The following is a 10605-nucleotide window of genomic DNA, read 5'->3' on the forward strand; positions in this document are numbered from 1 at the left end:
GGAAAACAGCACTATTCAACGCCAGGAAAAGCGCCTTGGCTTCCACTCCCTCCCTAGGACGTACCATGCAGAGAGCATGATCGATTACCGCCCGTTGTTCGTTCCAGAAAGCATACTTGCGGGCCCTTTCGAAAATTGGCAGTGCTATTGGCGCTTCATCCCACTCTCCTAACCACCACCAGGGGTTGCGGCCACGCACGGTAGAAAGTGAAGGTATCCCCTGGAGGACGGCCCCTTTAGACCTACCTTTAGCTACGGTGATGGGCAATTGCTCCCCATAGTCCACGTAGTTCTGGGCGTGCTTTGGCAACGTCTCTCGGTTTGCAGAAGAAGGCAGGAAAACCCGCGAGGGGGTAACGGGCACAACCAAAGTAGGGGCCTCCTTGGAGCTCTTTAAAAGTAAGCGCAAAACACTGTACTCAAGGTAGCCCTCCCAGCCTAATCCATTCTTGACCGCCACCAAGGTACCCTCAGGTGGGGTCTCGCCTCTCTCACGGTAGGCCCGCTCTTCCTTATCTGTTAGAGCCTCTGCATGGATCACCTTGCAGAAGGGACAAGTTGGACGATGTGGGAGAGGCTTTAGGAAAAAGAAACCGTTAGCACCCGTCTTGATGCCAAACTTGACCTCGGCAACATCCCCCAACCGCACCAGCTTATCCCCCGCCCCTTCTAACACTCGAAAGAAGATCTCCGGGGCCCGCAAGTAGAGGCCACCCCACTGACCGCCTTTGTAGCGCTCCCCTTCCGTCCCCTTTCGGAGCAGAGTCCCGACTGTCACCGAACGGATCCGCAGCTTGCCGTTGTCCACTACGACCTTCACGGCACCTCCCGCAAGGCCTGGAGAAGATCCGCCTCCTCAAAAGAGGTTTCTACTGCCACAAACCGCACGGGCCAATCCTGCGGCACCCACTTAGGAGCCCAGGCCACGCTAATCGCCACGTTGATGTCTGCCTGAAAGGTGCGCTCGGCGTGGTTCTCGATCACGTAGCGCAAGGGGGCTGAGTGCAAAAAGACTTTCTGCAACCAGGCTCCATACTGGACATCCAGCCAGGAGTTGCTGGTGATGAACACCTGCACCCCGGTCTCCTTCAAAAGGGCTAGGGTGCGGACGTAGAAGTACACGTAAAGATCGGAGCGGCCCGAGATGTTCGGCAGAGCACCGTGCCGAAAGCCGGGAAAGCGGGCAAGGTCGCGACGAGCTTCATCCTGGAGGTAGGCCTTGTACGTGGCCTCATCGAAGCGGCGAAGGGGGTCCATGATAGCCTCTTGCCGCACATAAGGAGGGTTGCCGATCACCAGATCGAATCCACCATCCCCTACCACGACCTCGGCGAAGTCCAGGAGATAGAGAAAGGGTCTGTCTTGGGAGCGAATCGCCTGCTCCAGAAATCTGCGCTCCTCGTCATACTCCTCGAGTTCTCCCTTGACCAATAGGCCTTGTTCCCCTTTCCCGTACTGGGCATCCAGGACCGCCAGCAGAAAAGCCTCCTCCCGCTGCCGCACCTCTTCCCGGCCAACTCCCCGGTTGTGGAAATACCCCTCTTTGGCATCGAGAAGGGCGCTCAGCGCTTGCCGCACCTGAGGGTCTTGCCTGACCTGCCGGCTCAGTTCGAGCCTTGTCGGTACCGCGCGGTTCCCGATGCGCTGAACCACCGAATCCCCCTGCACAATGTGCAGGCCTAGTGATGGCAACAAAGGCTCCTGAGAGTGGAGGCTGGAATCGGGCAGCTCGATGAAGTAGGAAAGCCACAGCCGCAACTCGGCCATCCAGACCGCCCACGACAGGGCGTCCACGCCGTAGAGGTTCTGCAAGAGGCGCTTTTTGCGCTCCAAGGTGCGGGGCTCGCCCAGGAGATCCAGAGTTTCCTCGATCACCTGAAGCACCCCCACCGGGAAGGCCCCGGAGCCCACGGCAGGATCGAGAATCTTCGCGCTGAGCAGAACCTCCCGCGCCTTCTGGCGCTCGGCCTCGTCTAAGCCTTCCGTATCCCCCTCCAGAAGGGCGTAAGCCTTCTGAAGGGGAAGGCCCTTGCGGTAGAGGAGTTCGGCCAGGCCCAAGCGCACCATCAGGTCCACCTCCACCCGAGGGGTGTAGTGGGCCCCCAGCTCCGTGGCCTTACCCTCCACTCCCACGGTGTTGACCAGACGCTCCAGGATCAGGCCTAAAAACTCCGGGTTCAGCTCGAGGTCGACCTCATAAGCTGTGTTCTCCTCGACGGTGAAGTTGTAGGAGAAAAGGAAGTCGAAGAAAGACTGGACGGCCTCATCCGTCAAGTAGACATGGGCTTCATCTAAGCCAGCCTTGGGGTTGAAAAGCTCCCCATTGAGATAGGGGGCCTCCAGATAGGCTTGGCGCACCGCCTGGGGAAGCCCGGTGAAGGAGTTGCCCTTTTTGCCAGGCGGCCCCTTTAGGGCATCGAAATACAGGGGCCAAAGCCACTCCCGGTAAAAGCGCTGCTGGCCCATCCACCCTTGGTCCCGATAGGCTTGCAGAAGCCAGGGCAGAAAATCCTCCCTTCCGCCCAACCACCCCCTCTTGGCCACGAAGCCTAGGAACAGGGTGCGGGCCACAAAGCCCAAGAGGAAGTCGCGCTTGCGCTCTTCCGGGAGGCCCACCACGCCCGGCACCAAGCGGCTTTCAAAGACCCGCACAAACTCCTTGTAGAACTCGTCGCTAACCGCATCCACCGACAGGGCTTCCCGGAGAGCGCCCAGGGTCAGGGGCTTCCCCTCCTGGGCCTGGCTCTCGAGGAGCGCCAGGCGCTGTCTGGCGGTCTTGTTGGGGTGATGGGCCCTTATCAGAACGCTCCGGCCAGAAGGCAAGGGCTTTCGACGGCCCCGGTAAAGCATCTCCACGTAGCCCAGCCGATAGTTGCCGTGGGAGTCGTGCAGCACGAAGAGCGCCCCGGTATACCCTCGGCGCCACACCTCTTCGGCCAGCTCCTTGAAAGCGGTGCGGTAGCGGGTGGCATCGGCAACCTGCCAGACGACTACGGGCAGGTCGCCCTCATCCTTGTTTCGGTACAAGCCCTGACCGTCTGGCCCTGGAGCGTAGTTGGGAAAGCGGCGGAGAAAGGAGCGGACCGCTTCGGGATCGTATCGGGTGTAGAGGGAACTCATGATCTCAAACCCCCACTTGGAGAAAGCGCACCGTGTCGCAGACCCCCCTCCTCAGTCTCCCAGTATCTCGCCAATCTCTCGCAGCTTTTCCTCCACCTTGGCCCGCTTCTCGGCGGGGAGGGCCTCGAGGTCCACCTTGGCCAGCCTCGCCAGCACCTCCTTGTGCCAGGGTGGAGGAGAGGTGTCCTTCCTAAGAAGCTCCCGCACCTTGGCCTTCAGGTCCCTTAGGGAGAGGCCCGCCCTGGCCTCCTCCAGGAGCCTCAGGCGGAGGGACTCCTCCTTCACCTTCTTGAGCTCCAAGGCGGCGGTGTAGGGGATGGCCCCTTCCAGGAGGGCCTCCTGGAGGTCAGGGGGCAGGTTCAGGAGGGGGAGGCGGGCTTGGACGAAGCTCTCCCACCCCATGCGCCCCAGGAAGCGGAAGACCTCCTCCACCTTCTTGGCCTCCGGGCGGCCCAAAACGTTTTGGGCCGCTTTGCCCCGTGCCTCCTTTTGCATCCGGTGAAGAAGGCTGACCACCTCCTCCCTGCCCTTGCCCAGCTCCAGGCCCAGGAGGTCCAAGACCCCCACAGTCTCCTCGTAGGGGTTCAGGTCCTCCCGCTGGAGGTTCTCCATGAGGGCGATGGCGGCGGCGGCCTTCTCGTCCAGGCCCTCCAGCACCACCACGGGCACCTCGGAAAGCCCCGCCATCTGGGCCGCCCGGTAGCGCCTCTCCCCGGCCACGATCTCGTACTTCCCTTCCCCCAGGGGGCGCACCAGGAGGGGCTCCAGAACCCCGTGCGCCCGGACGGACTCCGCCAGGGCCTTCAGGGAGGCTTCCTCGAAGCGGCGCCGGGGCTGGGGACGGGGGGAGAGGGCCTCGAGGGGGAGGAGGCGCCCGCCCCCTACCTCGGAGAGGTCCAGGGCCCGGGCCAGATCAGGAGGTAGAAAGGGGCTGATGGGGTTGCGCTTCACACCGCCACCTCCTCCTGGAGGAGCGTTTCCTCCACGAGGTCGCCAAGCGCCTTGAGCTCACGCAGCACCTCGTTCCCACCCACCAGCTGAACGGGAACCCCCTTGGCCTGGGCTTCCCGGTACACGGCGGGCCTACGGATCAGGGGTGGGGCCACGGGCACAGCCCCACTCAAAGCCTCCTCGAGGGCCTTTAGGGCTTCCCGGTCCCGAGCGGTGCCTTCCGCATGGGTGGGAACCACCAAGCGCACGAAGCTCCGACCCACCCAAAGGCGCATCCGCTGCAGGGAGATCCCGTAGCCCCGGGCTACCTGGACCACGGTGCGGAGGGCCTGGGCCCCCTTCCGGGAAAGCTCCACGGGGACGATAAGGCCGTCCCCCGCCAGGGCAGCAGCTACCGCCAAGGAGCCCAGGGAGGGAAGCGAGTCTACGAGGATGAGGTCGTAGACCTCCCGAAGCTCGTTCAGCGCTCCCCGGAGGGCGAAGGCGTTGTGGGGTTCACGGGAAAGCAGAACCTCAGCCCGGGCCAGCTCCACCTGGGCGGGGAGGAGGTGAAGGTTGGGCAGGACTTCCTTGGGCTGGGGGGTGGCCCGGCCCTCAAAGATGACGAGAGCCGTTTCCTCCTCAGGCACCTCCTCGTGCCCTAACCAGGCAGAGAGGTTGGCCTGGGGGTCCATGTCCACCAAAAGAACCCGCTTTCCCCTCGAGGCCATCTCATAGCCGAGGTCCCGGGTGAGGGAGGTCTTCCCCGCCCCGCCTGCGTGGGTGAAGAGGGTGAGGACCCTGCCCTGGGCCGGGCCTTCCTCCGGCACCTCCTCCCGGACCATCCACCACTCCCCCACCCGTTCCGCCTGGATCTTCCCCTCGCGGAGCATCTTGTGGGCGGTGCTGTAGGGGAGACCCCGCTCCCGGGCCCACAAGGCTAGCGGCTTCAGCCTTACCCGTGCCATGTTGTCCCTATCATAACACGTGTTGCCAAATACCCTCTCCTCAAGGAGCCTCCCACGGGCTGAACACCCGCACGGGCACGCCCTCAAAAGGCCTCAGGTTGCGGGTGACCAGCACCAGGCCGTGCCGCAGGGCCGTGGCCGCCAGCAGGGCATCTAGGGGGGAGAGGCTCCTTCCCTCCACCATGGCCCGCCCGGTGAGCTCTCCCCAGACCTCCATCACCTCTGCATCTAGGGGAAGGATCCGCCCCGCGAAGCGGCGTCTGATCCCGTCCAGCCAGGCCTCCAGCCGGGGACGCCGCTCCGAGGGAGCCCGCACCACCCCTTGCACCAGCTCCCCCAAGGTGAGGGCAGAAAGGTAAGCCTCCCCCAGGGGCACCGCCTCCAGCCAGGCCAAGACCGCAGGGTGGGGTTCCCGCTTGGCCACCTCGGAGACCACGTTGGTGTCCAAGAGGTAGCTCAAAGTTCCACCTTCCGGTAGGCGATCCCCTCCCTCTCCGGAGGGAAGAGGGCCTCCACCTCCTCATTGGGGAGGGGTTCTTGGGGGCGAAGGGCCTCCAGGAGGCGGGTCTCCCTGCCCGCCAGGCGGGCGTAGGCCTCCCAGGAGAGGACCACCACCGCCCGCTTGCCCCGGCGGGTCACCACCTGGGGGCCGGAGCGCAGGGCCTCCTCCACCAGCTCGGAGAAGCGGGCCTTGGCCTCTTGCAGCTGCCAGGTCTTGTCCACAGCCCAAGCTTAGCACAACTGGTCAGACTAGGCTTTAGCCAGCCCCCGGGCAAAGGACCCTTCCGCTCAAGAGCAGCACCTCCTCCCCCAGGAGCCTCCCCCGCTCCACCCGTCCCAGGACCAGGGCGAGCCCCCCTGGGGCTGGGACCAGGTGGGGGCGCACGGGAAGAAAGCGCACGGGGAAGGGAGGAGCTTCCTCAGGGTCCTTGGGCACCACCCAGACCCTTCCCACACCCTCGTGAGCCCCCAGCCATTCCCCCAAGAGGCTGAAGCGCAGAGGTTCGTCGGGAAGGGAGCCCACCGGGGCCGGGGCCAGGAGGGACCAGTGGGCCACCACCACTTCGGTGACGAACCCTTCCCGGTCGGTGCGAAACCAGAGAACCACCTGGTGGAAGCCCGTCCCTGGGCCCTTACCTCCCAGAAACCTGGCCCGCAAGGTGAAAAGTCCCCGCGCCTCCAGGCGAAGGCTACGCCCACAGCCCGAAGGGGAGAGATGGGCCACCCCGTGGAGGAAAGCCTTGTGCCCTAGTCGTCCCACAGGGGAACGAGCTCGGCCTTCCTCACCACCATCCGCCTGCTCTTGGGCCTCAGCTCCCCCTCCAGGTACACCCCGCTGCCCAGGGAAGGAAGCCCCTCCAGGAGGGCCAGGGCGGCGTGCAGGGTGAGGCGGAAGGGTTCCTTGAGGACCCCTTGGGGGTTGGGACGGATCTCCACCACCAGCCGCCCCTCCTCCCGGTCCACCCCCACCAGGCGGCCCCGCGCCTGGAAGCGGGATGGCTCCACCCCCGGCCTCCGGGAAAACCCCAAGGCGGGGGAGTGCCAGGGGGACCAAAGGCCCTGGGCGTTCGTACGAGGGGAGAAGCGGGCTAAGACGGTGCGCCCCAAGTGGCGCTGGAAGGCCCAGAAGGGGATCCGCTCCCACACTTCCCGGGGAAAGCGCAGGGGCACCTCCCCCAAGGCGGGATCCCGCAGGACGTAGACCCATCGGGGACGCCCCCCCTCCTGAGAGCCTTCCCCCTTGCCCTTGGGGGGGCAGGATCTTGCGCTCCAGGGTGCCCCAAAGCTCCAGCCGGGCGAAATACCAGTCCTGTGGCCTAGACTCCTCGCCTTCCGAGAAGCCTTCCCCAAGGGGTTTCTCCCCCGACGAAGCGGGGAGGAGTTCGGCTTCCAGCATCTCCCTCACCCTACCACACGGGCCTCAAGGAGAAGTTCCCTGGGCACCCGGTAGGCTACCCCATCCACCTCCAGGAAGGCCTCCTTACCCCCTCCTGTCCAGCCCCCGAAGTAGCCCCGCCTGCCATCGGGCAGGAGGAGCAGGTCGCCGTCTTGGAAAGGCGGGGCCTCGAGGGAAGAGGTCAGGGAAGGGGCTTGGGCCCCCTCGGGGGCTAGCTCCTGAAGCAACCGCTCCAGGTAGGCCGCCGGGTAGCGCACCACCCCCCGCCTCGCCCCTTCCAGGGTGCGGGCCACGACCTCCAGAAAGGCCGTCCCCAGGGGCAGGGCCTCCCGCTCCAGGCGGTGGAGGTAGGCCCCGAAGAGGGCCGGGGTGGCGAAGCCGGGGCGGAAGACCCGCCAGAACTCCCGCCAAAGCCCCGCCCCCTCCAGGGCGGCCCGCAGGGACTTCGTGCCCGGCTTCACAAGCGGCGGGGAAGCTTGGGTCAAGACAGAAGTTCCGCTCCCTCCCGGAGGGAAAGCAAGGGAGGCTTCCACCTCGTGGCCTTCCCCTAAGGGTTCCGCTAGGGGTTCCTCCCAAAGCTCCTCCTCCCCCTCTGCCGAAGGCGGGGTGGGTGGGTGGGATAGAGGATGAGGAGGTTTTTTTCTTTTCTTCTTCTCTTATTTCTTCTAGGACCGAGCCAAGCTCGTCTGGCACGGCCTTTTCCCCGCTTTCCCCCTGCACGGCGTGCAAGGAGCTTTGCACAGCGTGCGCCTTGGGGAGCACGGCGCGCAAGGGGGCAAAGTAGCCGTAGCCGCCCCGCTCCACCAGGCCAAGCTCCCAGAGTTCCAGGAGGGCCTTCTCCACGGTGCGGGGGTCGAAGCCCAGGAGGAGGGCGAGGTCCTGGGCCGTGGCCTCCTTCCCCTCCAGGCGGGCCCGGGAGAGGAGGGTGAGGTAGACCAGGCGGGGGATGGGCTTGAGGCGCTTCCCTCCCACCTCGCCGGAGAGGGCCTGCTTGAGGATGGGGTTCGGGATCAGGGTGAAAGCCGAAGGGTGGTCCAGGTAGGTCCAAGCCTTGGAGTGAGCTTTTTTGCGTCCCACGGTGCTTTTTGGGCCTTTTACCCCGGCCCTGGGGCCCGTGGGGTTGCCCAAAGAGGTTGACTCTCCCTCTGCGGCTTGGTATCCTAGCCTTGGGAAGGGGCGGATACCAAGCTTGAGAGCAAGCTGTCGGGGGCAACCCCGATCCGCTTCTTTTTGGAGGCCGCTAAGTTAGCCTGTTCCTCTCACCTCCCTTGTCTTGCCATATTAGCATAGCCCTGTGCCAAGCAAAGACCACACTCCAAGGCTAGCACACCGAATGATCCTTTAGCAACAGGGGGTTATCCCTGCACCCACCAAGCCCGCACCAGGCCGAGGATCTCCGGTTCCCGGCCCTCGGTCCAGAGGGTGGGAAGCCCTTGGAGGAGGGGGTAGAGGGCGAAGTTTTTCCTTTCCAGGTCCTCGTGGGTGAAGAGGGCGGGGTGGCCCTCGAGGCGGCCCACGTAGACCCCTTCCCGGGCCACCAGGGGCCTCAGCTCCGCCAGAAGGCGCAGGGGTTTGGTGAGGGGGAAGGGGAGGGTGAGGGAGAAGAGCCAGGGCCCGGGAAGCTCCAGGAAGGCGAGCTTGTCCACCAAGGCCCCCTTGGGCAGGTCCTCGGGAGCCAGGTAGGCCTGGCGGGCGCTTTCCCCGGAGAGGGCGGCTTGCAGGGAAGGGTAGAGGGGAAGGGGCACGGGGCGGCGCTCCTCGAGGCCTTCCGGGAGCCCTTCGTCCAGGAGGACGGAGAGGGGCAGGCCCAGGACCCGGGCCAGGTTGGTGAGGTAGAGGGCGGAGAGGGAACGGGGGTCGGTGGCCCCGCGCTCGATCTTGGCCATGAGGCTGAAGGAGAAGCCCGCCATGCGGGCGAGCTCCTCCTGGGTCAGGCCCAGCTCCTTGCGGCGCTCGATGATGGCGCGGATGCGAGGAGGCAGGGCCTCTTGGGGCTGTTTGCGGCGTGGCATAGTCTCATCCTAAAATAAAGAGCCTGGTTAGGCAATCTAGGGTCTATTCACACCCTACAGTCAAGCTGCCATTTTTGTGGGTTCCTTCGTTTGTTACTTCTGCTACTTCAAAGCTCCACCTCTTTCCACACGACCTTCTTCCGGCTCTCCCGCCCGGCCTTGCCCTCCTTGAGGACCCGGGAGGGGACGAGGCCCCAAAGGGGATCCGCCTCGGACAGGCCCCACAGGAGGTAGGCATCCTTGGGAGTGACCACCAGGTGGCGCTCCAGGGCCTCGACCACCTCCAGGGCGGAGAGGAGGTGTTCTAGGTTGTGGGGGGCGAAGTCCACGACGATGGGGGCCCCAGGGTGCTGGGAAAGGAGGTCGTGGAGGTTTGCCTTGACCTGGCTCTCGGTGTAGGTCTTCCCTGGACTGCCCAGCCGGGTACCCTCCACCAGCAGGTAGGCCCCGCCCTTGGCCCCTAGGATCCCCGCATCCTCCTTCAGGGTGCGGGGGTTCAGGTAAGCGGTCTCTCCGTCCACCCCCCTTGCTCATGCCCTGCATGGCCTCGGCGATGGCAGCGGTGGCCGCGCTGGTCACCACGGGGAGGTCTTGGCGCAAGTAGCCCAGGGCCCCGGAGTGGTCCAGGTGGGCGTGGCTGAGGAGGAGGGCCAGGATCCCCTCGCCGTCGACCCCCACGCCCCCCTCCTGTGCCCTCCGGTGCAGGAAGTCCTCCTCCAGGGGGGAGGGGAAGAGGGTATTCCTGCTCCCCTTGCGGTAGAGGCCCGGCACCGGGGGCAGAAGGCCCAGGAAGAGCAGGTCCCTAAGACCCAGGCGGTCCCGGGGCCCCAGAAACTCAGTGAAGTGGGGTCCAAAGCGGCCGAAGGGCTTGCCGAAGTCCAGCGGGAGGCCTCCCTGGGGAGTGAAGAGGAGGATCTGGTTCCCCCCAATCTCCCCCCAGCCTCCCCAGACAAGAACGTCCAGGCTTCCAAAGGGAAAGCACTTCATAAGGGTTCCTCCTCGGGAATATTTTCCAGGATGGGGTAGAATCCCGCCAAAGGGGTGAGGGTGCGAAGCAGGATCTACTGGCGGACGCGAAGTGTCGTCTACCTGACGATCCGAAAGCGTGATTGCATTAGATCTAAGAAGAAGGGGGTTGTACCAAAGGGGGGCTAGCAGATGGCAACATTGACCATTTTTGTTGGGCTTTTGGCCCTAGCAGGGGTTCTACTCCTGGCCCTTATCCTGTACCGGTTCCACCGCTTCCAGAAAAGGCTCTCAGAGACGCTAGATGCTCAGAACAGCAAATGTAGCGCCTGGGAGGAGGTGCTTGGCAAGGGTCTGGGGTATGTCCTGGGGGACCGGAGAGGCAAGCTAGCCCCTTCGGGCCTGACCTGCTGGGTGGAGGGGGTGGTCACGCCGCCTTACCGCACCCGGGGAGGGAAGGTGGTAGCCACTCCTTGGAGGGCTTGGATGGGGAGAGTGGGGAGCTGAAAGGAGACGCACTTGGGCACGAGGGTGCGTTCCCTGGGGCCTCCCCGGATAGTTGCTTTGCCCGAAGGCAAACAGGTTAGAGCTCGTTCCCGCTGGGGGCTGGTGGTAAGGGCGAACCTCATCCTCTTGGCCCATAACCTGATCCGGAGTCGCGTTCTCCTGAAGATGACGGGGGTGGAGCTTTGAAGTAGCAAACAAAGGAATT

The 10605-nt window shown here is 64.7% G+C and carries 11 protein-coding genes; all 11 read right to left on the reverse strand.

Going from position 1 to position 10605, the window contains the following annotated elements; translation table 11 throughout:
* Positions 1–820 (reverse strand): hypothetical protein (locus TNMX_RS10735; RefSeq protein WP_038032039.1); only part of this gene is annotated, 820 nt, incomplete at its 3' end.
* Positions 817–3120, reverse strand: coding sequence for an Eco57I restriction-modification methylase domain-containing protein (locus TNMX_RS10740; protein WP_038032042.1), 2304 nt, complete (start codon positions 3118–3120; stop codon positions 817–819). The genes TNMX_RS10735 and TNMX_RS10740, both read right to left, overlap by 4 nt.
* Before the next feature lie 51 nt (positions 3121–3171).
* On the reverse strand, positions 3172–4032 hold the full coding sequence (locus TNMX_RS10745) for a ParB/RepB/Spo0J family partition protein (RefSeq protein ID WP_052037981.1): 861 nt from the start codon (positions 4030–4032) through the stop codon (positions 3172–3174).
* A gap of 35 nt (positions 4033–4067) precedes the next feature.
* Positions 4068–5018, reverse strand: a complete 951-nt coding sequence (locus tag TNMX_RS10750) for a ParA family protein (RefSeq protein WP_038032044.1) — start codon at positions 5016–5018, stop codon at positions 4068–4070.
* Positions 5019–5058: 40 nt separating this feature from the next.
* Positions 5059–5478: a type II toxin-antitoxin system VapC family toxin gene (locus TNMX_RS10755; protein ID WP_082333084.1), complete on the reverse strand. Its 420-nt coding sequence runs from the start codon at positions 5476–5478 to the stop codon at positions 5059–5061.
* Complete coding sequence (locus TNMX_RS10760; RefSeq protein WP_038032046.1) at positions 5475–5741, reverse strand: type II toxin-antitoxin system prevent-host-death family antitoxin; 267 nt, start codon at positions 5739–5741, stop codon at positions 5475–5477. Before TNMX_RS10760 ends, TNMX_RS10755 begins: the two co-directional genes overlap by 4 nt.
* Positions 5742–5775: 34 nt before the next feature.
* Positions 5776–6279 (reverse strand): hypothetical protein, encoded by a 504-nt coding sequence (locus TNMX_RS10765; protein WP_084221156.1) that lies wholly within the window; start codon positions 6277–6279, stop codon positions 5776–5778.
* On the reverse strand, positions 6267–6689 hold the full coding sequence (locus TNMX_RS12420; protein ID WP_052037976.1) for a hypothetical protein: 423 nt from the start codon (positions 6687–6689) through the stop codon (positions 6267–6269). Before TNMX_RS12420 ends, TNMX_RS10765 begins: the two co-directional genes overlap by 13 nt.
* 231 nt (positions 6690–6920) lie before the next feature.
* Positions 6921–7376, reverse strand: coding sequence for a hypothetical protein (locus TNMX_RS13425; protein ID WP_253269402.1), 456 nt, complete (start codon positions 7374–7376; stop codon positions 6921–6923).
* Between the two features lie 894 nt (positions 7377–8270).
* Complete coding sequence (locus TNMX_RS10785; RefSeq protein WP_038032053.1) at positions 8271–8927, reverse strand: helix-turn-helix domain-containing protein; 657 nt, start codon at positions 8925–8927, stop codon at positions 8271–8273.
* Between the two features lie 102 nt (positions 8928–9029).
* Entirely contained in the window at positions 9030–9914 is an 885-nt protein-coding gene (locus TNMX_RS13630; RefSeq protein ID WP_084221157.1) for an MBL fold metallo-hydrolase, read from the reverse strand.
* Positions 9915–10605: the final 691 nt, after the last annotated feature.

Source organism: Thermus sp. NMX2.A1 (assembly GCF_000511705.1).
Lineage (GTDB): Bacteria > Deinococcota > Deinococci > Deinococcales > Thermaceae > Thermus > Thermus scotoductus.

Excerpts from the sequence above, each read along its gene's own strand:
- TNMX_RS10740 (WP_038032042.1), bottom strand. The coding sequence starts at position 3,120 with ATGAGTTCCCTCTACACCCGATACGATCCCGAAGCGGTCCGCTCCTTT.
- TNMX_RS10750 (WP_038032044.1), bottom strand. The coding sequence starts at position 5,018 with ATGGCACGGGTAAGGCTGAAGCCGCTAGCCTTGTGGGCCCGGGAGCGG.
- TNMX_RS10785 (WP_038032053.1), bottom strand. The coding sequence starts at position 8,927 with ATGCCACGCCGCAAACAGCCCCAAGAGGCCCTGCCTCCTCGCATCCGC.
- TNMX_RS13630 (WP_084221157.1), bottom strand. The coding sequence starts at position 9,914 with ATGAAGTGCTTTCCCTTTGGAAGCCTGGACGTTCTTGTCTGGGGAGGC.